The organism is Mucilaginibacter sp. L196 (assembly GCF_009765905.1).
Classification (GTDB): Bacteria; Bacteroidota; Bacteroidia; order Sphingobacteriales; family Sphingobacteriaceae; genus Mucilaginibacter.
Map to the genome: position 1 here is coordinate 247,019 of NZ_LMUO01000006.1, position 21,322 is coordinate 268,340.

The 21,322-nt window shown below is 41.2% G+C and carries 19 protein-coding genes and 1 tRNA gene; 4 read left to right on the forward strand and 16 right to left on the reverse strand.

The window, feature by feature from the left end:
- Position 1 precedes the first annotated feature (1 nt).
- From GSQ74_RS02160 to GSQ74_RS02195, 8 genes are all read right to left on the reverse strand, one after another.
- On the reverse strand, positions 2-685 hold the full coding sequence (locus GSQ74_RS02160; RefSeq protein WP_158989573.1) for a response regulator transcription factor: 684 nt from the start codon (positions 683-685) through the stop codon (positions 2-4).
- 6 nt (positions 686-691) lie between these two features.
- Positions 692-1,573, reverse strand: a complete 882-nt coding sequence (locus GSQ74_RS02165) for a hypothetical protein (protein WP_158989575.1) — start codon at positions 1,571-1,573, stop codon at positions 692-694.
- Positions 1,574-1,593: 20 nt separating this feature from the next.
- On the reverse strand, positions 1,594-1,941 hold the full coding sequence (locus tag GSQ74_RS02170) for a hypothetical protein (protein WP_158989577.1): 348 nt from the start codon (positions 1,939-1,941) through the stop codon (positions 1,594-1,596).
- 207 nt (positions 1,942-2,148) lie between these two features.
- The gene (locus GSQ74_RS02175; RefSeq protein WP_158989579.1) at positions 2,149-3,081 is read right to left on the reverse strand and encodes an FAD:protein FMN transferase; all 933 of its coding nucleotides are present in this window, start codon (positions 3,079-3,081) and stop codon (positions 2,149-2,151) included.
- 335 nt (positions 3,082-3,416) lie between these two features.
- Complete coding sequence (gene prfA / locus GSQ74_RS02180; protein ID WP_158989581.1) at positions 3,417-4,490, reverse strand: peptide chain release factor 1; 1,074 nt, start codon at positions 4,488-4,490, stop codon at positions 3,417-3,419.
- 177 nt (positions 4,491-4,667) lie between these two features.
- Positions 4,668-5,414 (reverse strand): UDP-2,3-diacylglucosamine diphosphatase, encoded by a 747-nt coding sequence (locus GSQ74_RS02185; RefSeq protein WP_158989583.1) that lies wholly within the window; start codon positions 5,412-5,414, stop codon positions 4,668-4,670.
- A 61-nt stretch (positions 5,415-5,475) separates the two neighbouring features.
- On the reverse strand, positions 5,476-5,928 hold the full coding sequence (locus GSQ74_RS02190) for a hypothetical protein (protein ID WP_158989585.1): 453 nt from the start codon (positions 5,926-5,928) through the stop codon (positions 5,476-5,478).
- A gap of 128 nt (positions 5,929-6,056) precedes the next feature.
- Positions 6,057-6,551, reverse strand: coding sequence for a hypothetical protein (locus tag GSQ74_RS02195; protein ID WP_158989587.1), 495 nt, complete (start codon positions 6,549-6,551; stop codon positions 6,057-6,059).
- A gap of 534 nt (positions 6,552-7,085) precedes the next feature.
- Here GSQ74_RS02195 and GSQ74_RS02200 point away from each other — a divergent pair.
- Together GSQ74_RS02200 and GSQ74_RS02205 are read left to right on the forward strand one after the other, a co-directional pair.
- Positions 7,086-9,137: a prolyl oligopeptidase family protein gene (locus GSQ74_RS02200; RefSeq protein ID WP_254060798.1), complete on the forward strand. Its 2,052-nt coding sequence runs from the start codon at positions 7,086-7,088 to the stop codon at positions 9,135-9,137.
- Between the two features lie 173 nt (positions 9,138-9,310).
- Positions 9,311-9,871, forward strand: a complete 561-nt coding sequence (locus GSQ74_RS02205) for an isoprenylcysteine carboxylmethyltransferase family protein (protein ID WP_158989591.1) — start codon at positions 9,311-9,313, stop codon at positions 9,869-9,871.
- Here GSQ74_RS02205 and GSQ74_RS02210 read toward each other — a convergent pair whose 3' ends face one another.
- Positions 9,872-11,617, reverse strand: coding sequence for a S41 family peptidase (locus GSQ74_RS02210; RefSeq protein WP_158989593.1), 1,746 nt, complete (start codon positions 11,615-11,617; stop codon positions 9,872-9,874).
- Between the two features lie 194 nt (positions 11,618-11,811).
- Positions 11,812-12,027, reverse strand: coding sequence for a hypothetical protein (locus tag GSQ74_RS02215; RefSeq protein WP_158989595.1), 216 nt, complete (start codon positions 12,025-12,027; stop codon positions 11,812-11,814).
- Positions 12,028-12,155: 128 nt separating this feature from the next.
- Here GSQ74_RS02215 and GSQ74_RS02220 point away from each other — a divergent pair, with 128 nt between their 5' ends.
- A complete protein-coding gene (locus GSQ74_RS02220) occupies positions 12,156-12,737 on the forward strand; it encodes a porin family protein (RefSeq protein WP_158989597.1) in 582 nt (193 codons plus the stop codon).
- Positions 12,738-13,128: 391 nt separating this feature from the next.
- Here GSQ74_RS02220 and GSQ74_RS02225 read toward each other — a convergent pair.
- Positions 13,129-13,240 (reverse strand) — tRNA-Asp (locus GSQ74_RS02225).
- A gap of 153 nt (positions 13,241-13,393) precedes the next feature.
- On the opposite strand from GSQ74_RS02225, the gene GSQ74_RS02230 reads away from it, so the two are divergent.
- Complete coding sequence (locus GSQ74_RS02230; RefSeq protein WP_158989599.1) at positions 13,394-13,870, forward strand: Lrp/AsnC ligand binding domain-containing protein; 477 nt, start codon at positions 13,394-13,396, stop codon at positions 13,868-13,870.
- A gap of 230 nt (positions 13,871-14,100) precedes the next feature.
- Here the strand turns inward: GSQ74_RS02230 and GSQ74_RS02235 are convergent, their stop codons facing one another.
- The 5 genes from GSQ74_RS02235 to prfB form a co-directional block, all read right to left on the reverse strand.
- On the reverse strand, positions 14,101-15,528 hold the full coding sequence (locus tag GSQ74_RS02235) for a glycogen-binding domain-containing protein (protein ID WP_158989601.1): 1,428 nt from the start codon (positions 15,526-15,528) through the stop codon (positions 14,101-14,103).
- The gene (locus GSQ74_RS02240) at positions 15,529-16,512 is read right to left on the reverse strand and encodes an aspartyl protease family protein (RefSeq protein ID WP_158989603.1); all 984 of its coding nucleotides are present in this window, start codon (positions 16,510-16,512) and stop codon (positions 15,529-15,531) included.
- A 255-nt stretch (positions 16,513-16,767) separates the two neighbouring features.
- The gene (locus tag GSQ74_RS02245; RefSeq protein WP_158989605.1) at positions 16,768-19,065 is read right to left on the reverse strand and encodes a Tex family protein; all 2,298 of its coding nucleotides are present in this window, start codon (positions 19,063-19,065) and stop codon (positions 16,768-16,770) included.
- A gap of 194 nt (positions 19,066-19,259) precedes the next feature.
- Positions 19,260-20,165, reverse strand: coding sequence for an alpha/beta hydrolase (locus GSQ74_RS02250; protein WP_158989607.1), 906 nt, complete (start codon positions 20,163-20,165; stop codon positions 19,260-19,262).
- 6 nt (positions 20,166-20,171) lie between these two features.
- Positions 20,172-21,264, reverse strand: a protein-coding gene (prfB, locus tag GSQ74_RS02255; protein ID WP_158989609.1) for a peptide chain release factor 2 whose coding sequence is annotated in 2 segments (ribosomal slippage) — positions 20,172-21,203 and positions 21,205-21,264 — 1,092 coding nt in all. Because the reading frame shifts where the segments join, the coding sequence is not laid out codon by codon here.
- Between the last annotated feature and the right edge of the window lie 58 nt (positions 21,265-21,322).

The following is a 21,322-nucleotide window of genomic DNA, read 5'->3' on the forward strand; positions in this document are numbered from 1 at the left end:
ACTATGCGTTAATTTTCACCTTGTAACCTAAACCACGTACGGTTTCCAGCCAGTCCGGCGGCCCGAATGCATTTAATTTTTTACGGATGTTTTTGATGTGCGCGTCAATATAATTTGAGTCGTAATCATCATTTATAATACTTCCCCAAATATGCTCGCTTAACTGGTTACGGGTTACCGTACGGTTTTTATGTAAGATTAAATAAGCGATCAGGTCAAACTCCTTTTTGGTTACAGTTGATATTTCAATATCATTATGGGTGATAACCCTGTCGGTAAGGTTCACCTGAAATTCGCCCAACTCAACAATATTATTTTTTAGTCCGAATTTCCTGCGGGTGATAGCCTGCATGCGGCTCTGCAATTCAAGTAACGAGAACGGTTTAGCCAGGTAATCATCAGCCCCCATATCTAAACCTTTAATGCGGTCATAAATTTCGGCACGGGCGGTTAAAATAATATAGGCGGCATCGGGGTTACTGGCTTTTGCCTCCTTTAACAGATCGAGGCCTTCATAATCTGGTAAACCAAGGTCTATCAATATAAAATCATATAAATTAACCGCCACACGCTCTGATGCCGAGGTGCCATCGTAGCAAACCTCACATACATAATTGTAATTGGTTAAAAATATTTCAAGCTCTTTAGCGAGCGCTTTCTCATCTTCAATAATTAAAACATTCATGCGGTTTTAGTAAAAAACATAATAAAATGTTAAATTATAAAATGACTCCTTGGTATTCATTAAAACACCCTCCACGTTTACCGGTATAGAGTATTTGTAGGCAAATTCAATAGTATAATGCGGCCTGTTATAAGCTATAGGTACTTTAAAACTATAGTTGAGCACGTTAAACATACCATTTAACGCGGCCATATGTTGTTCATTGGGGCCATTATCAAATATATTATTGGCTTGTTGTCTGTAATCATAATCAAGCGAGTAACGCTGTACAAAGTTTTGGGTACCCAAAATAACGCTCACACCCGGGGTAACGGTCAAATAATCCTTATCATCAAAAATGCTAAAATTAGATTCGAAATGATGGGAAGTATTTAGCGTTACAAAGTAGTCATGTGATTTACCAAAAAGATAATCGAAGGTAACGCCCGATTTCATGATTCCATAATCATAGGCGTTCATCCAGTTAATATCATTTGATGATCCTGATTTGATAACGTGAGCATCCGAATTAAACAAAAAGCGCGTATAACTTACCGAACCTCCAAAATCCTTAGTGTATTTATACAAATATCCGCCACCTAAGTCAATCTCGTCATATAGCTGCCCATAGCCCAAAACCTTTAATGCCGAACCATAAATAAATATGCCATTTTTGGTATTGTAGATGGCATCGCTTGATACAAAAGGATATTTGATGGGGCCCGTACGACCGAAAAACATAGCATCACTGCCATAATTAACACCTACTATTAATGATCGTTTGTGAACAACACTATCGGTATCGACAACTTTATGCGGGGTATCAGCAAAAATAGCGCGCAGCTTTGATACATCCGCATTGGCAGTTGCGGTAGTTAACAAAAAAAGCATCACGCATAAATATTTCATTTCTCAGCTTTATTTAATTACTAATTATCATTTCTTCTCGGAATTTCAGGCGGTTGCTCCAACCCTTCAGGCCGGCGTTGTCGTTTTGGCTTCTGCTTCTTAGCCTCAGGAGCCCCATCAACCGGAACAATCTTTTCGGGTTTTGGTTGTCGCCTGGCCTTTGCTATTTCCTTAATTTTCTTTTTATCGTCCGCGTCTTGCTGATGTTTAGTAGTTTTTGATGAAGTGGTATCAATCAACGCGTTACCAGGTACCAGTAAAGGTACGCCATTATAAAAAGTAGCACAAGAAGCGGCTCTTTTTTTGGCTGATGATAAACCGGGCGTCATGATCAACAACAGGACAATATACGCAAACCACTTTATCATTCAGAAGGAGAAAAACTTAAAAATATGTTAAATTTATAATTTTATATATTACTGCCGTAGGGGATACGGCAATATTTAATTAGATACTTGCTTAAACAGGCCAATTACTACCAACATTTTGTGCCAACGACAAGACCCACAAGGCCCTTCAAATTTACATCACAAAAATTTAGCATAGGTAGTTTGACAAAAACTTAACGGAAAGCATTATTCCGTTAAGGAAATGCCTTTTGAAGTATAAACACGTTGCTGATCATCAATAATCACACAACCTATCTGGTTTAATTTATTTATTAAATATAAGCCGGCGTTTACACCAATAGTAATCATCGGGTTTGCCATAGCACCTGATAGTTCGGCACTTGGGCTAACAATACTCATACTAACAATACCACTAACCGGGAAACCTTTTTTAGGGTTGATTTTTTTGATAGCCTGTTTATTGGTAATAGCAACATTTTCATCACTGTTAACAGCTGTTGCAATACACATATTGCTGATATTTAAATCGGCATAAGCTACATTTTGTAATTCCGGATCAGCTGCGGCAACAGTCCATGGTTGGCTGTCGGGCTGCAATCCCCAGGTTAATAAATCACCACCGGCGTTTATAACACCGCTGCTTACACCTTGTGATTGTAGAATATACTTTGCCCTATCAACAGCGTAGCCTTTACTGTTGGCGGCAAAGCTAATGCGCATGCCTTCTTCTTTCAAAAAAACCGTCATTGCCTTATCATCAAGCATTACACTTTGGTAGTTACCAAATGTGGTTACCTTTTTTGTGGCTTTATTATTGGCGGTTATTAATTCTTTATCACCTGAAAAATAAGTAATATCAAATGCGCCATATGTAAGTTCAGATATTTTAATAGCGCGGTCAACCAACCAAAAAATTTCGGGATTAACTTTTACCGGTTGTATACCAGCATTACGGTTGATCTCCGTAACATTACTGCTATCAGAAAACGCGCTAAGTAACTTTTCAACACGGTTAATCTCATTTATAGCACTAGCAATACGCTCTTCAGCCCACATAATGTCATCTGCTACAATACTAATCTCAAATTGGTTACCCATCAGCCATATTGCACGCCTGAAAATATTTGAATTACTCTTTATTGTTTTTACTGCCAGCATCGTAATAAATTAAATCTCCGTTATCAAATAAATCTCTCCACTCTCTTATCAGCCTATGCAAGTACCATATAATTTAATGGCAATTACATATTATTTCTAATATTATATACTAAAGTAACGGGCCTTTATGAAAATGAGATGAAAACAGATTGCGCGATGTTTTATTAGCAGCAATGTGACAATGTTTTGATGTGCAGGTTTGCGGATGTGCAAATGATTAAATTGATGATAAGTATTATCCTAAACAGAAATGTGCGGACCGCAAGATGAAGTTCATCATCCGCACATCCGCACATTTACATATCTGCACATCTAAAAATGCACATTAAAAAGAGTTACGCTACCGTACCTTCTTTAAGTTTTTCGGCGTTTTCAGCAAACTGAAGGGCTTCCATTATTTCAAGAATGTCACCATTCATTACGCCCGGTAAGTTGTATATGGTTAAACCAATACGGTGCTCGGTTAAACGGCCCTGCGGATAGTTGTAGGTACGCACTTTAGCCGATCTATCACCCGTAGAAACCATGGTTTTACGTTTTTTAGATGTTTCTTCCAGGTGCTTTTGCAGCTCCATTTCGTAAACACGCGAACGTAATACCTGTAATGCTTTATCGTAGTTTTTAAGCTGAGATTTTTGATCCTGGCACTGTGCAACAATACCTGTTGGTAAGTGGGTTAAACGCACAGCCGAGTATGTTGTATTTACCGACTGACCACCCGGGCCCGATGCGCAGAACAAATCCTTACGGATGTCGCTCACTTGCAAATCGATGTCAAACTCATCAACCTCTGGCAATACCACCACTGTTGCTGCCGAGGTATGTACACGGCCTTGAGTTTCGGTATCGGGCACACGTTGTACACGGTGCACACCCGATTCATATTTTAAAGTACCGTAAGCATCTTCGGCGATGATCTTGAATACAATTTCTTTATAACCGCCTGATGTACCTTCGGTATAATCAACCAGTTCAGTTTTCCAGCCACGTTTTTCGCAGAAACGCATGTACATACGGTAAAGATCACCTGCAAAAAGTGCTGCCTCATCACCACCTGTACCACCGCGAACTTCCACAATGGCATTTTTAGAATCTTCCGGATCTTTCGGTATCAACATTAAACGGATAATTTCTTCCATTTCGTCGCGTTTTACCAATAACTCGTCCAACTCACCTTTAGCCATTTCACGAAATTCTTCGTCCTTTTCAGTAGCTAAGATTTCTTTATTGCTGTCGATATTGCTCATGATGTTGCGGTATATATTATACTCGTCAACAATCTTAGCCAAATCTTTATACTCTTTATTTAATTGGGCAAAGCGTTTCATATCAGCCATGGCATCAGGGCTGCTTAATTCTGCTTCAACGTTTTTCCAGCGTTGAAATATCGCTTCTAATTTCTCTAACATATAATTTTCTGAAAAATAATTAACCCCTTACCGCTTATATTGTTCCCGGCACACTAGGTTTATTGCTTCGTTTAAAAAGCCCACAAAATTACGATTTTTTAGGCAGATTTTAATTCACCTGATTGTAAATAGATATGGGCCGTATTTTTGATGTGTGAGATGAATAAATGTGCACATCTAAACAAAGTATTCCAGCTTTATATACACCCCGTCAAACACCGCATAAGAGCTATAATGAACCCACTCGCCAAGGTTAATATAGCGGCTTTTTTCGTCGAGTGCAATATCCAATGGTACATGGCGATGGCCAAATACCATATAGTCATAAAAAGTTTTTTGCAATACTTCGCGGCAGTAAATCACCAGCCACTCCTGTTGAGTATCAATTTTATCCTTATCCTTTGCCCCAGCGATGCGGCTGTGCTGCGACCAGTAATTGGCTATCCCAATACCCAAATTGGGGTGTATCCTGGCAAAAAGCCACTGGCAAAACCTACTGCGGAAAAACTTTTTAAGCACTTTGTATAAGCTATCACCTGGTCCTAACCCATCGCCGTGGTGAAGGAAAAACTTTTTGCCGTTACGTTCTATCACCAGTTCATCGCTCACAACTGTTGCATCAAGTTCCTTTTCAAAATAATTGAACATCCACATATCATGGTTGCCTTTAAAAAAGTATATTTTAATACCAGCATCACTTAGCTCGGCCAGTTTACCCAGCAAACGGATGTATCCTTTGGGCACCACTGTTTTATATTCAAACCAAAAATCAAACAGATCGCCCATTAAAAAAACTTCGGCAGCATCCGTTTTAATCATATCCAGCCAACGCACCAACCTGGCTTCGCGCTCACGGCTACCGGCATAAGTACCGGCACCCAGGTGTACATCAGAAGCGAAATAAAGTTTAGAGCGTTCGGCCATTTGTATGGGATATATTATCGGACTAAAAAATACAAATGTAAGTTTTGTTGAAGCTTTTTAATTAAAGACCTGCATTAATACCCAAAAACTTTAAAGCGATTACTAAAATAACGGTGATAAATAAAGGATTGGCAATGCTTTTAGGGTAATAATCGTCTTCGGGGAAATATTTTTTAAAGAAATACTCTGACAGAATTAAACCGCCCCCAATATTTAGCCCTATAGACATTAAACTTAAAACGAATAAATTAGTGTTGTATACCGCTAAATCTACCTTATAATGCATCAGGTACTCGCTTACCGCTAAGTCGGACATTGCGGTATATAAAACCGAGAATATTGCGACCATGTAGGCGGCCTTTTTTAAACCCGCTGCCCTTAAATTCATTACCAGTAATACGCCGCCAATAAGTGGCATTGCCAATACCGAAAACCAAAAGATAGCTTTTTTAGAATAAATTTCAACGTAGTCGCCTTCCTGTTCTTCAGGTACGTTATTTTCGTCCAATTCCATGCGGCAAATATAATACTTAAAACAGCATCCCCGCTGTAAAACAATGCTATCGGGATTTCTTTTAGTTTTAACAAAAAAGACTCCCCAAATGTGGAGAGTCTTTCTATTTATTATTACGCTATTAAATATTAGTGGTCATGTCCGTGGTCGCCGCCATCATGTCCGTGATCACCATGCTGACCGCGGTTTCCACCACCGTGACCATCATCGCCATGCCAGTGATTAGCATAACGATTATCACGGCTATCACGAATTATTGACTGCCCACGACGGCCTCTGTAACCTGCATAACGAGCACGGTATACATTATCACGCATCCATGGGTTACGGCCATTAACTACTACTTTGTAACCACCGTATAAATCATAGTTGCGGTATCTGTCTGGCAAAAAGCCACGGTGTACCCATACATTATTCTCTAAATAAACATATTGATGCGCGTTAACGTCATAGTAAGCGCCTACATCGGGTATGTAATAATAATCAGCATGATCGTAACCAACAGGGCCCCACTCAGGTTGTGCTCCAATGTTTACACCTAAGCTTAAACGCAATTGCGCATTGGCATTTTTGAATGTTAAGCAGCTTAATAATATAACTGCGGTAAGAATTAACTTTTTCATAAATAGTATATTGTTGTTTGGCTGTATGACAACTATAAACGCAAAAGGTTTAGTTTATTTAAAAACGATCGTATTAATCGCATATTATACGAGTTATTATTTCGTTAGAGATTAAAAAAATATACTATTACTACATGTCAAAAATCATCAATCTCAAAAATACGCTACCGCTCCTCCAATGCCATCTAAGTTAAGGAGCTATTTATTTTCACCCTCTTTCCGCCACAGGCGATGAGAGGGTCGAACAGCGCAGCGCATTCGGGGTGAGTCAGCTGTACGCCGGGCATTTGCGTCAATGTCGCTCGTATAGTTTACTCACCCGGTCTTTGCTTCGCTCAACCACCCTCTCTCCGGCAAGCCGGAAAGAGGGTAAAAAAACTTCACCTAATGACATTGCCCGCTCCTCACACTCCGCTCTTCCCTCTTTGTTCCAAATTACTATCTTTATCTCTCTATACAATAAACAAAATGAAGAAAACTGCCTTTTTATATGCACCCGCATTTTTAATTTGCAGCCACCTGTACGCCCAACAAATGAATATAAAAGCCCTTCCCTACCCACACACTAAAAAAGTTGATACTGTTGATACCTACTTCGGCACCCAGGTGCCTGACCCCTACCGATGGTTAGAAGACGACCGCGCCGAGGACACTAAAGAATGGGTTATAGCCGAGAATAAGGTGACTGAGAACTACCTTTCGCAAATACCTTACCGCGAAGCCATACGCAAGCAGCTGGAAACTTTGTGGAACTATGCAAAATACAGCGCGCCATTTAAAGAAGGCAAATACAGTTATTTTTATAAGAACGATGGCCTGCAAAGTCAGGCAGTTTTATACCGCCAATTAGGCGATGGTGCACCCGAAATGTTTTTAGATCCCAACACATTCTCTAAAGACGGTACAACATCCATGCAGGGCATCGACTTTACAAAAGATGGCAGCATGGCGGCCTATCAACTATCCGAAGGCGGTTCTGATTGGCGCAAGGTGATCATTATTAATACTGCGGATAAAGGCACCGTTGGCGATACGCTGACCGATGTTAAATTCAGTGGAATAGCCTGGCATGGTAACGATGGCTTTTACTATAGCAGCTATGATAACCCAAAAGAAGGCAGCCAGCTATCCGGCATGACAGATCATCACAAACTGTTCTACCATAAACTAGGCACACCACAAAGTACTGATAAGTTGATTTTTGGTGGCGATGCAACTCCACGTCGATATATTGGTGCTTATTTAACTGAAGATGAACGTTTTTTGGTGATCACCACCGCGAATACCACCACGGGTAACGAACTTTATTTTCAAGATCTGAGCAAACCCGGCAACCCTATTGTTAATGTGGTTGATAATTTTGATAACGAGAATAGCATTATCTGCAATCAAGGCAGTATGCTTTATATATTAACCAACCTGTATTCGCCATACTATAAATTGGTGACTGTTGATGCGTCCTCGCCAAAACCTATTTATTGGAAGGATTTGATCCCCCAAACTAAAAATGTGTTAACAGTAACCACCGGCGGAGGGAAGTTATTCGCGGAGTATCTAAAAGATGCTACCTCGTTAGTCGAACAATACAATATGGATGGCAAGCTGGAACGTACCATCGTCTTGCCATCAGTTGGTACCGCAAGCGGTTTCGGTGCCAAGATCGAGGAAAAGGAAGTGTACTATACCTTCACCAACTATGTTTATCCATCCACTATATTTAAGTATGATATTGCGAGCGGACAATCAACCCTATATAAAAAATCAGGTGTGAAATTTGATCCGGAGCAGTACCAGTCTGAACAGGTTTTTTATCCATCAAAAGATGGAACCAAAATCCCGATGATCATTACCTTTAAAAAAGGAACGGCATTAAATGGTAAAAATCCATTGTTATTGTACGCCTATGGTGGTTTCGGGGTGAGCCTTACGCCTGCCTTCAGCACATCAAACATTATATTATTGGAACATGGCGGAATTTACGCCGTAGCCAATCTGCGTGGCGGCGGCGAGTATGGTGAAAAATGGCATAAACAAGGCACCAAGCTAAAAAAACAAAATGTATTTGATGATTTTATCGCTGCTGCGGAATACCTGATCAAACATAAATACACTTCTAAAGATTACCTGGCTATTTCAGGCGGATCAAATGGTGGATTATTGATCGGCGCAATGATCACCCAACGCCCAGATCTATTTAAAGTCGCCTTCCCGGCAGTTGGTGTGTTAGACATGCTGCGCTACAACAAATTTACCGCAGGCGCAGGCTGGAGCTATGATTATGGCACAGCGGAAGATTCGCAGGAGATGTTTGAATATCTATATAAGTATTCACCATACCACGCCTTAAAACCGGGTAATTTTCCGGCAGTCATGATAACCACCGGCGATCATGATGATCGTGTAGTACCTGCCCATTCTTTCAAATTCGCGGCACGCTTGCAAGAAGATCAGCAAGGCCCTGCACCTGTACTCATCCGCATTGAAACCAAGGCAGGCCACGGCGCAGGCAAATCAACCGCGCAGGTAATTAATGAGCAGGCTGATAAATGGGCATTTATGTTTCAGAATATTGGGATAACCTGGTAAAGGAAACACACATCTCAACCAACCGCGTCATTGCGAGGAACGAAGCAATCTCTACTTAGGAAGGGTCGGTCTTGCAAGTCTTCTCTGTATAGTATAGAGATTGCTTCGTTCCTCGCAATGACGCTCTAAGACAAGAAGAAATATTTTCGCTATCTTCACCTAAACCAATCAATATGTCGCCGTATTATTATTTACAGATCCTATTCTTCGCCTCCGAAGTAGCGCTACTAATTTTTAAGCGCTCAAAAAATAGCGGCGAAAAGAATAATAAAGACAGGCGATCTTTGCTGATCCTTTGGATAGTAATATTTCTTTGTTTTACTATTGGCCCATATTCTTCTGCCTATCATATATGGGTACTGGGTGATTACACAATAATAGAATATATCGGCATGGCTATATGCATACTTGGCTTCGCCATCCGGTGGGCGGCAGTTATACAACTGGGCAAAATGTTCACAGTTGATGTAACCATTACCGATGAACACAACCTAAAAACAACCGGACGGTACAAAATAGTAAGGCATCCTAGTTATTTGGGTTTGATAATGATTATTGCAGGGTTTGGCCTTTGTACTGATAGTTTACTTAGCTTCTTAATTATACTTATTCCATCATTTTGGGCAATCAATCACCGCATTAAGGTGGAAGAGCAAGTACTTATAGCCGAGTTCGGCGAACAATATATCAATTACAAAAAGCGGGTAAGCAAAATTATACCGGGTATATTTTAGCTATTCGCCATCATCGTCGTCATCGCTGTCAGCATCTGCCTTTTTCGCGGCAGCTAGCGCGGTTGCCGTAATGGGTTTACCAATTACTTTATACTGGCCTTCACCTTTTATAATAGAATCAAGCTGCATTTTATCCTGCATGGTTTTTACGGCTTGCGCAATGTCCTTATCGTACTTAAAGTTAGTTTCATAACGGCCACGCTGAAAATAATAACGGGAAGTTATCTCGTTTTCCAACACTTGTTTTATTTCATCCTTATGCAATTGCAGGTCGTTACTTTTGGTTGCCAATAGCTTCGCTTTCAAGTTGTCGTACTCAGGCTGTAGGGCGCTAAATTGCTTGTCCTTTGTTGCCTCATCCTTCATTTGGTCGAGTGCTTTTTCGGCAGGGCTGTTGTAGCTGTAATTTTTATTCGACAAGTATTTTACAAAATCGTCATAATCCGCATCTGACATGGCAAAAACATGTGCATCAGCTATTTTAGCATGGGTTTCGCGGTAATGTGTGGCGTAGTCAAATATCAGCAGCTTACCCAACAGGCTTTGGGTAATGGTAGCAAAATGCTCCTGCTTCATAAAAATATCAGGATATATGCCACCACCATCATAAACTGAGCGGCCATCTTTGGTTTTAAACTCGTGCATTAGCGAGTCCGCAACTTTAACAACGCTGCCATCATCCTTACGGTGGGTATAATCAAGCGCCTGTATGCACCTGCCCGATGGCACGTAATATTTAGCGATAGTAATTTTAACTAAACTATTGTAAGGCAACGAGAATGTTTGTTGTACCAACCCTTTACCAAAACTACGCTGACCAATAATAACTGCACGATCAAGATCCTGCAACGAACCGGCAACAATTTCTGATGCTGATGCTGAATGACTGTTAACCAAAACAACCAAGGGCAAATTAGGCTCCAAAGGTGCATTAACAGTGGAATAGGTAATATCCTTTTCCTTTATTTTCCCTTTTTGTGATACGATTTCGGTTCCCTTCGGCACAAAAAGATTAACGATTTTTACAGCTTCCTGCAAAATACCGCCGCCATTTGAGCGAAGATCAAGAATAATACCGTTAGGATTATTCTTTTTCAATTCCACCAATGCATTGGTTACTTCATCACCGGAGTTCTCCAAAAACCTGTCCAACTTAATATAGCCCACATTGCCTGATACCATACCATAGTAAGAAACATTAGGTTGTTTAATCTCGTCGCGCACCAGGTCTTTTTCAACCGGGGCATCATCACCTCTTTTTACCAGCAATTTTATAAGAGCGCCTTTTGATCCTTTTAAAAGCAGGCTTACCTCATCGCTATTTTTGCTGGTTAAGTTAATACCGTTTATTTTAACAATCTGGTCGCCGGGGCGTATATCCGCTTTTTGAGCCGGGAACCCGTCGAATACCTCCGATACATAAACATTGTTATTTCTTGAGAATATACCCGCACCTACGCCGCCATATTGTGTACTTACATAGTTCAGCTTATAATTCTCAATCTCCGATTCAGGGACGAATTCGGTATATGGGTCCAAACCATCCAACATGGCATCAACCCCGGTCTTGATCATTTTAGATGAGTTGATATCATCTACATAATTCAAATTAACCTCTTTATATAAAGATGCGAAAACATCCAGGTTTTTAGATACCTGGAACAAATCATCGCTAAAACCCCAAAAACCAATGGCCAGCACTGATACACCGGCACCCAACAACAGCTTTTTATAATTCTTTTTCATTTAGATATGAGATTTGAGACGTAAGATTTGAGATATAAAATCTAAAATCGCTAACTCAATAATATGTACGGTAAATTATAAAAATAAGTATAAGGTTTGGAATATAGATACTAGCTTGAGATGTTAGATTAAGATTTTTACAATCATCCAACCGAAGTTGTCTCTTGTCTCAAATCTCCCATCTCAAATCTCTTTTACAGCCTGTTATTATCAATATTTACCAACGCTTTTTTCAAAGTAAAAACCACATATTCCCTTTTACGGTTAACCAGTTGCATAAGTTTATTGATAAGGGTTTCTTCCTGTCCCTCGGTATACTGCAACTGTTCGTCGGTTAAATGGTTATATTTACGCTGAATTTTAATTTTTACCCTCGACCATTCCTGGTTTGATATACTGATCTCTGCCATGTTATATATTTTCAACAAAAATATAAAAAATACGTTCTCCCTTAAGTCAAATTTTTTTTGCCCGATAATGGTTAAACCATTCGCAATCATTTGCATCAAACCACGTTATTAACAAAACTAAAAAACCTATGAAAAAGTATGTACTAAGTTTAGCAATACTAATAGCATTCAGCATTAGTGCTAAAGCACAATTTAGCCTCGGCATCAAGGCCGGGCCTAATTTCTCAAGCATCAATACCGATAATCTGCATGAATCAACCTTAGCCGGTTTCCAGGCAGGTGTATTTGCCCGCTTCGGTACAGGGTTATATTTACAACCCGAAGCATACCTGGGCAGCAGTGGTGGCAAATTCGATTCTAACGACAATAGCGATGACTTTAGTGGCAAGGTGAGGTTTACTACCCTTAACGTTCCATTGCTGTTGGGCGAATCATTTGGTACAAGCAATATGAATTTCAGGATCATGGCCGGCCCGGTATATTCTTATCTTTTAAATACTGACAAAAGCTTTTCAGCTAATGTTGATGGAGCTTATGCAGATTTTGGGCATTATAACAATAGTACATTAGGTTACCAGGTAGGTGCCGGTGTTGATGTTGGCGCGGCAACTGTTGATTTACGTTATGAAGGCGGGTTAAGTAAATTGAATAGTGATTATGGCCAGCGGGCGAATATATGGTCGTTGAGTGTTGGGTTTAAGATATTGTAATTACTTGTGATAAAAGAATTAAAGGCTATTGCGAAAGCAATGGCCTTTTTTATTTGCCATTGCGAGGAAAGAAGCAATCGCAAGGAAGCAAATCTAACTATGCAAAGTTCGCGATTGCTTCTTTCCTCGCAATGACAAGAATAAAATATGCTATTATTTTTTTGAACAAAAAAGCCTATAAAACAAGTAAGACCTCCTGATGGGCAGGAGGCCTTTACTAACCAATTATAAACCTAAATTATGAGAAGAGCTGTAGGAGAAGGAATCGAACCTCCACAGAGTGGTTATTCTTATTGCTAAGAGTTTCCCATGATCTCCGCCACCGCGACAAGGAGGTGTGTCTGCCAAAAATTTCACCATCCTACAGGATAAAATTACCGCCAGGTAATTGCTGTTGGGGAAGGATTCGAACCTCCACAGAGTAGTTAGCCCGCTTCGGGTTTTCTATGATCTCCGCCACCGGGACAAGGAGGTGTGTCTGCCAAAAATTTCACCACCCAACATTATGTTTTGTTTTGAAAGAACGTTTGCAATTGGTTATTTGCTTGTTACAAATCTAATAGACCCATCAATTTCTTGCAAATATTTCAACAATAATATTTTATTTTTAGTTTTATTTTAATTAAACTTGTATATTAGTATAGAATTTAAAATTTATGACCCACAGAAAAGCCCAAAATTTAGAAATTGATAATCTTGACATTCAGATTTTATCGATTTTAATGAAGAATGCAACCACTCCGTACACGGAAATTGCAAAGGAGTTGATCGTTTCGGGCGGAACAATCCATGTGCGCATGAAAAAGTTGGAAGAGATGGGTGTGATAAAAGGTGCCACATTAGAGGTTGATCCCCAAAAACTTGGATATGATATAACGGCCTTTCTGGGTATTTACCTGGAAAAAGGCTCACAGTACAACGAGGCCGTAAAACAGCTAAAAGCCGTAAAGGAAATAGTAGAGCTGCATTACACCACCGGCAGCTGGAGTATCTTCGCGAAAATTGTTTGTCACGATACCACCCACCTGCGCGAAATACTGAATGAGCACATACAAGGCATAACCGGCGTACAACGCACGGAAACGTTTATATCTTTAGAAGAAAGCATTAAAAGACAGATAACTTTGGAATAAAAATTTACTTAAATTGACATTTGAAAGCCACGTTAGATAACGTGGCTTTTTTGTTTTTATTCGGAGAATCTTTAATAGACCGTCATTGCGAGGAACGAAGCAATCTCTATACTGTACAGAGCGGATTTGCAAGTTGGAATGTCCTAAGTAAAGATTGCTTCGTTCCTCGCAATGACTGTCAGTTTGAGATTTCAGCCCATGGCGGTATTTTCCGTACCATTTTTAATCGCTCAATCCACCCACAACACCGAGTTTCCGGTATGCTCTGCATTTTGCTCCCAGAATTTATTGCCGGGATCTATGATCCAATTATTGCCATCGACGATAAACTTATACAATTGTTTGCCGGGTTTTAGCCACATGCTGATGACCCACTCATCGCCTTTGTGCTCCATGGTATAGCCGTAATGGTCCCAGGTGTTAAAAGTGCCTGACAGGCTCACACTGCGCGCGCTTGCATAGCCTTTTAAACGAAAAGTGTGGTTAGGGCCAACCGTAATCAATGAATTGGTTTCGCCTTTAAAACGCGCCGTATGCGGATTGGTGGGGTCAACCATCCATTGCCCGTCAACAATAAATTTATACTGGTAATTTCCGGCTGCAAAAACGCGGGTATATATCCAGGCATTGCCAACGCGCTTCATTAACAATTCATCGGGCACCCAATTGTTAAAATCGCCGGCCACGTAAACATGTTTGGCGTTTTCAAAGCCGCTCAACCTGAAGCTAACGGTGGCACCCAAGTTTAACACCGAATTTTTATTACCGGATACATCCTTGCTGGTTAATCTATTGTCCGGGTCGGTAATAGGGTTACCATCTACCAGAAAGCGGTACAGGTGCATGCCGTCGTGCAGATATAAATTGAGTTGCCAGCCATCATGCCCGGGTTCCATAATCAGTTGGTTGGGGTTCCAGTTATTAAAGCTGCCAATTACTACCACCCGGTGGGCATTGCCGTACCCGGTGAGCTTAAATGTGAAATTATAGCGGTAATAAACAGAATTAATGTTCCCTATGCCATCACCCCGGTGCAGGTTGTTGTTGTCATCTATAGCCCAATTACCATCAAAAATATATTTGTATTCGTAAGCACCGGGTTCCAGCTTTACATCTTTGATCCAGCCGCTATCGGTTTTAAGCATTAAACCCTTTAACGTGCTCCAGTCGTTAAAACTACCCGAGAGCATCACCCGTTTGGCGTTTGATCTGCCGGGGACGAAGAAACGTGTTAGCCCGTTGGGTAACTCATGCACGGTAACACGGGCAAAGTTATTTACACCATACACTTCCACCGGATAGCCAGGCCTGAAGGGGATCTGGTTTTGCTGAATTACGGCAAACGCCTTTCCGGGTGGTACACTAGTTAAAGGCCGGTCAATACGGAGCTTATTTCCGGGCATCAGCACCGTATTCCACCCTGCTTTCTGCAATGCCTGGTAATTACCGTTCTTAATGTTTCTGATCTCCGGGTTGGCAACGCCGGCATTAGTAAGTAAACTATCTAACGCGTCGTCGGGCCGATTAAGATCAAGCAGTAAGATAATATGGTCATAGCTTTTCACCTGATTACCCGGCCGCTGTGCATAGCCATCTACGCAGGCTCCTGATAACCATAACAGCGTCAGTAATGAAATAATATATTTTAACCTGTCCATTTATTTATCCGGGTAGGTGTAAATGTACATTTCCAATTCTTTTTTGACGAAATTAATGGTGAAAATACCACGCGAGAAAAAATCATATCCCAATATGGCATCCACGGTAGTGTTATAAACTTTCCCCAGCTGATCAAGCCGAGTAAGCATAATGTGGTTACGCTTAAACACATAGTTACCAATAACCATTTTATCAAAAAAGGCATAGCTATTTTCATAACCATTGCCACCTATGCCTGTTACGGTAGTATGGCTGATGATCTTCATTCGCCGGGCCAGCTTTTTAAAGTTATCATAATCAAGCAGGTTGCTTTCAGCACCGGTATCAAAGGCCAGCCACATGTCTTCATCCTGTATGCTGCCTTTAATAAATATCACATCGTCCAATAATTTAAATGATGTTTTCATGTCAGGCTGGTTAAACGGGCGTTCGCCGGGGAGGATCTCGCCTTTATCATCCAGTTTATGAATGTACAGCAGGTTGTTAAACAGATCAACCGTAATGGCCAGTTTGGCAAACAGGCGTGTGCCCAACAGGCCCAGTATCTTAATCCCCTTGCTGTTTTCAATAGCCGACAGATCAGTAACGTCAGCTGTGATCCGGTCATAATGCAGGTCAAGGATAGAGAAATTATGGATGACGGTTGTAAAAGAGGCGGATTGCCCGTTTATGCCACCTGATTCCTTGTCCTCCTCATGCGCCGCATCCCGGAAATAAGTTTCGTTTAGTGTAAGTCCGGGCGAACCGGTATCCAATATAAAGTTACCTTCAAGGGTATCCAGCTGCGCTTCTATGATGATGAGGTTACCCGCGCGTTTTATCGGCACCACTATGGTTTTAAATTCGCCATAAGGGTCGGAGTCTGTGTTGATGGTCTTTCTGTTGTTATTGATATCCTTTAGCGTAAACCTGGCAGCGGCCAATACCCTGTTACCCCAAAAGCAAGTGAGGAACAGCAACAGGAAAAGGCAGGTTTTGCGCATAGATTAAAGATAAACAGACAACTGTATTATAGACGTATTTATTGTCAATACGTTACAGGCTTTTTATTTATCTTTAATTCCTAAATCTTTTCATTGTGAAAAGATTAGCCATAGTTTTCGACTCCCGCCGCGTAATTGCTGTGAACGAAGCAATCTATAAACAATACAGAGCGAACTTACAACGCCGACCTGCCTATGTAGAGATTGCTTCGTTCTCCGCAATGACGTGGAGTTTTAAGAGCTTCTTCCAAAATCCTACTTAAACATATTCTTCAAAGCCGCCAACTTCAACTGCAAATCACCTTCAGGTTCAGGAGTAGTATTTTTATTTACCGTCCTCGCATGATCTCTCGGGGAGGAACCTGTGCCCGTATGTTTAGCAACCGGTTTGTTAAATGATGACTTATGAGCAACGGGTTCACGCTTTTCATTGTCTTTCATGGTTAAGGATATGCGTTTACGGTTCACATCCACCTCAACAACCGTAACCTCAACTTTTTGGGCCACCTTTAAAATTTCGTTAGCATCCTTAATAAAGCGATTAGTGATCTGGCTTAAATGCACCAAACCATCCTGGTGAACACCAATATCCACAAAAGCGCCGAAATTGGTAATATTGGTTACAATGCCCGGCAGTTTCATACCGATCTTCAAATCGATAATTGAGTTAACCCCATCAGTAAAGCTGAACGTCTCAAACTGTTCACGTGGGTCACGACCGGGTTTGGCAAGCTCTGCCATAATATCGTTTAGCGTAGGTAAACCCACGGTTTCCGAGGTGTATTTTTGCAATGGGATGCTTTTGCGCAGTTTATCGTCACTCATCAAATCCTTTACGGTACAATTGGCATCTTTAGCCATTTGCAGTACCAAATCATATCTTTCCGGGTGAACAGCGCTTGTATCCAGTGGATTATCCGCATGATGGATGCGTAAAAATCCTGCCGCCTGCTCAAAAGCTTTATCGCCCAAACGGGGAACTTTTTTAAGTTGGCTTCTTTGTTTAAACGCGCCATTTTGATCACGGTACTCCACAATATTTTGCGCCAATTGCGGACCTAAGCCCGACACATAAGCCAGTATCTGTTTGGATGCCGTATTCAATTCTACACCAACGGCGTTTACGCAATTGATAACGGTATCATCTAATGATGTTTGTAATTTATTCTGATCCACATCATGCTGGTATTGCCCAACACCAATAGATTTTGGGTCGATCTTTACCAGCTCAGCCAATGGATCCATCAACCGGCGACCGATAGATACCGCGCCCCTAACGGTAATATCCTTATCCGGGAACTCATCCCTCGCCACTTCTGATGCAGAGTAGATTGACGCGCCGCTTTCATTCACCATCACAATAACTGTATTAGGTAAGTTAAGGTTACGGATGAAGACTTCGGTTTCGCGGCCTGCAGTGCCATTACCAATGGCGATGGCTTCGATATTATGTTTTTCAAAAAGATGTTTAGTGGTCTTTTCTGCTTCTCGTGCTTGTCCTGGGCCTGTGTGCGGATAGATGGCGGTATCTTCTAATAGTTTACCCTGCTCATCCAAACATGCCACCTTGCAGCCTGTACGGAAGCCGGGGTCAATAGCCATTACCCTTTTTTGCCCAAGCGGTGCACCTAATAAAAGCTGACGGGCGTTCTCAGCAAATACCCTGATGGCTTCTTCATCAGCTTTCTTTTTGGTCAATAGCCTGATTTCGGTTTCCATCGTCGGCTTCAACAATCTTTTATAACCATCAGCAATAGCTAACTGTACCTGGTTTGTGGAAGTGTTATTGCCTTTCACAAACATGTTTTCCAAGGCAGCAATCGCTTCTTCTTCCTGCGGTTTAATATCCAGCCACAGTATCTCTTCTTTTTCACCACGGCGCATAGCCAGGATGCGGTGTGATGGCGCTGATTTTACAGGCTCGGTCCACTCAAAATAATCTTTATACTTAATTCCAGATTCTTCTTTTCCCGGAATTACTTTGGATGCGAATGTTCCCTTCTCTACAAACAAAGTCCTGATCTTGGTTCTCGCCTCGGCATTCTCACTCATCTGCTCCGCGATAATATCGCGCGCGCCTGCTAATGCTTCTTCAATGGTATTTACACCTTTCTCGGCATCAATATATTTTTCAGCTTCAGTATCAAGGTCTACTCTGTTTTGATCGAATATTTGATCGGCTAATGGCTGCAAGCCTTTTTCCCTGGCAGCAGTAGCACGTGTTTTTCTTTTTGGGCGATATGGCAGGTATATGTCTTCCAACGCTACCATAGTTTCCGCTTCGTTAACCAGCTTTTCCAGTTCCGGAGTTAGTTTACCCAACTCTGTCAACGATTTTAAAATAGCTTCACGACGTTTATCCAGCTCGCGCAATTGCAGTATACGATCGCGGATGGCGGTTACTTGTACCTCATCTAAAGTACCGGTTACTTCCTTACGGTAGCGGGATATAAAGGGTACGGTTGCGCCTTCATCAAGCAAAGCGGCGGTTGCGCTTACTTGTTTTTCGGCAATTGATAATTCGTTGGCTATTTTTTTGAAATGGATGCTCATATATCAAAATTCAGGGAGGCGAAATTGGGAATCTGTAATTAGAAAACAAAAAGGAGTTTTAAACAAATATTGGTACTTTCTTGCCATTCTAACTTTTGTCATTCTGAGCGGAGCGAAGAATCTGTACAGTCGAAACCAATTTACAGATTCTTCGCTCCGCTCAGAATGACAAACTCTTAAAAAGGGGAAAGGTGTTATTTTTTCCCTAACAAACCATTCTCATCCATCCAGTTTGTCAACCTATCAAACCAAAGGTCTTTGGTTGTTTTATTGTGCAGGCCGAAACCGTGCCCACCAGCCTGGTAAATGTGCATTTCAGCTTTTACCTTATTATCTAATAAAGCGTGGTAAAACATCAGTGTATTTTCAACCGGTACTACATTATCGTCTTCAGCAGCCACTAAAAAGGTGGGTGGAGTATTAGCGGTAACTTGTTTTTCGTTAGAGTAGAGATCCATCAACTCTTGCGAAGCATTTTTACCAATCAGATGTTCTTTAGACCCGGTATGTGTTTTAGGGCCCATGCTTATTACCGCATATAATAGCATACCAAAGTCCGGGCGCAGGTTAATATTGTTTTTATTGCTGATAACTACCTTATCAAAATGTGTTATAGCGGTTGATGCTAAGTGCCCACCTGCCGAAAAGCCAATAATACCCACCTTATTAGGATCGATGCCCCATTTAGCCGCATTTTCTCTAACCATTTGTATAGCTCGCTGCGCATCCTGTAGCGGACCTATAGTTTTATCAACCATGGTTTCATCAGTTGGCAACCGATATTTTAGTACAAATGCAGTAACTCCAATTTTATTAAATGCGGCTGCTATTTCAGTTCCCTCGTGACCAATTGCCAAATGCTCATACCCACCGCCCGGACAAATAACAACAGCAGTACCATTTGCAGTGCCTGCTTTAGGAAAAAATGGTATCAGCATTGGTATTGAAACCTTTGACAAACTCTCACTGTCACCAGTTTCAACATAAGTAGGCGGTGTAGGCTTTGAATTTGGGATTCCATCGGGATAGAGCGGAATAGCTTTTTCCTGAGCAAATGTTGCAGTTGTCATCAGCATTAATGCAAATAATATCGTTTTCATATTCAATTAACTTTTAGGTCCGCCAAATTCCATTAAATAAGCTTTCAGGAAATCATCCAGATCGCCGTCCAATACCGCGGCAGCGTTTGATGTTTCGTGATCGGTACGCAAATCCTTAACCAACTTATAAGGATGCAGTACGTAATTCCTAATCTGCGACCCCCATTCAATTTTCTTTTTATTGCCTTCAATCGCGTTGCTTAGCTCCATGCGCTTACGCATTTCGGCCTCATACAATTGCGATTTCAGTAAGCGTATCGCGTTATCCTTATTTTGTAATTGCGAACGTGATTCCTGGTTTTTGATAATGATGCCTGATGGTTTGTGGTATAAACGCACAGCGGTTTCTACCTTATTCACATTTTGGCCACCTGCACCGCCTGAGCGGAAGGTTTCAAACTCAATATCCGACGGATTAATGTCGATCTCGATGGTATCATCAACCAACGGATAAACATATACCGATGCAAAAGATGTATGGCGCTTAGCATTTGAATCGAAAGGAGAGATCCGCACCAAACGGTGCACACCATTTTCGCCTTTTAGGTAACCATAGGCAAATTCGCCTTCTATTTGTAGGGTAACCGTTTTAACACCAGTCACTTCACCTTCCTGATAATCCTGCTCAGTTACTTTGTGCCCGTTTTTTTCGGCCCACATCATGTACATACGCATCAGCATACCTGCCCAGTCGCAGCTTTCAGTACCACCGGCACCGGCTGTAATTTGCAATACTGCATTCAGCTGATCTTCATCAGCCGAAAGCATATTTTTAAATTCCAGCTCTTCAACCGCTTTTATCGCGGCGTTATATTGTTCCTGCATTTCTGCTTCAGTAGCATCGCCTGCATGGTAAAATTCATACATTACGCCGGCATCCTCTACAACAGCAACCACCTTTTGAAAGGCGTCGGTCCACACTTTTTTGGTTTTGATGGAAGCCAATACTTTCTCAGCTTCTTTAGGGTGATCCCAAAAGTTGGGACCAATAGTTATATCCTGCTCTATTTGCAGTGCATCCAGTTTCTTATCAATGTCAAAGATGCCTCCTCAGGGAAGTTACTCTATCCCTTAAATCCTGAACTTGTTCTTTAGTCATATGGCAAATATAAAAATTAGAACCAGGATTTAACAGATTAAACGGATGGACAGGATGT

Bases quoted from the DNA above. Each gene is read 5' to 3' on its own strand.
- GSQ74_RS02195 (WP_158989587.1), bottom strand. From the start codon at position 6,551: ATGAAAAAGTTAATTCTTACCGCAGTTATATTATTAAGCTGCTTAACA.
- GSQ74_RS02175 (WP_158989579.1), bottom strand. From the start codon at position 3,081: ATGCTGGCAGTAAAAACAATAAAGAGTAATTCAAATATTTTCAGGCGT.
- GSQ74_RS02185 (WP_158989583.1), bottom strand. From the start codon at position 5,414: ATGGCCGAACGCTCTAAACTTTATTTCGCTTCTGATGTACACCTGGGT.
- GSQ74_RS02250 (WP_158989607.1), bottom strand. From the start codon at position 20,165: ATGAAAACGATATTATTTGCATTAATGCTGATGACAACTGCAACATTT.
- GSQ74_RS02245 (WP_158989605.1), bottom strand. From the start codon at position 19,065: ATGAGCATCCATTTCAAAAAAATAGCCAACGAATTATCAATTGCCGAA.
- GSQ74_RS02210 (WP_158989593.1), bottom strand. From the start codon at position 11,617: ATGAAAAAGAATTATAAAAAGCTGTTGTTGGGTGCCGGTGTATCAGTG.
- GSQ74_RS02240 (WP_158989603.1), bottom strand. From the start codon at position 16,512: ATGCGCAAAACCTGCCTTTTCCTGTTGCTGTTCCTCACTTGCTTTTGG.
- GSQ74_RS02190 (WP_158989585.1), bottom strand. From the start codon at position 5,928: ATGGAATTGGACGAAAATAACGTACCTGAAGAACAGGAAGGCGACTAC.
- GSQ74_RS02230 (WP_158989599.1), top strand. From the start codon at position 13,394: ATGACCCACAGAAAAGCCCAAAATTTAGAAATTGATAATCTTGACATT.
- GSQ74_RS02160 (WP_158989573.1), bottom strand. From the start codon at position 685: ATGAATGTTTTAATTATTGAAGATGAGAAAGCGCTCGCTAAAGAGCTT.
- GSQ74_RS02205 (WP_158989591.1), top strand. From the start codon at position 9,311: ATGTCGCCGTATTATTATTTACAGATCCTATTCTTCGCCTCCGAAGTA.
- GSQ74_RS02215 (WP_158989595.1), bottom strand. From the start codon at position 12,027: ATGGCAGAGATCAGTATATCAAACCAGGAATGGTCGAGGGTAAAAATT.
- GSQ74_RS02235 (WP_158989601.1), bottom strand. From the start codon at position 15,528: ATGGACAGGTTAAAATATATTATTTCATTACTGACGCTGTTATGGTTA.
- prfA (WP_158989581.1), bottom strand. From the start codon at position 4,490: ATGTTAGAGAAATTAGAAGCGATATTTCAACGCTGGAAAAACGTTGAA.
- GSQ74_RS02200 (WP_254060798.1), top strand. From the start codon at position 7,086: ATGAATATAAAAGCCCTTCCCTACCCACACACTAAAAAAGTTGATACT.
- GSQ74_RS02170 (WP_158989577.1), bottom strand. From the start codon at position 1,941: ATGATAAAGTGGTTTGCGTATATTGTCCTGTTGTTGATCATGACGCCC.
- GSQ74_RS02165 (WP_158989575.1), bottom strand. From the start codon at position 1,573: ATGAAATATTTATGCGTGATGCTTTTTTTGTTAACTACCGCAACTGCC.
- GSQ74_RS02220 (WP_158989597.1), top strand. From the start codon at position 12,156: ATGAAAAAGTATGTACTAAGTTTAGCAATACTAATAGCATTCAGCATT.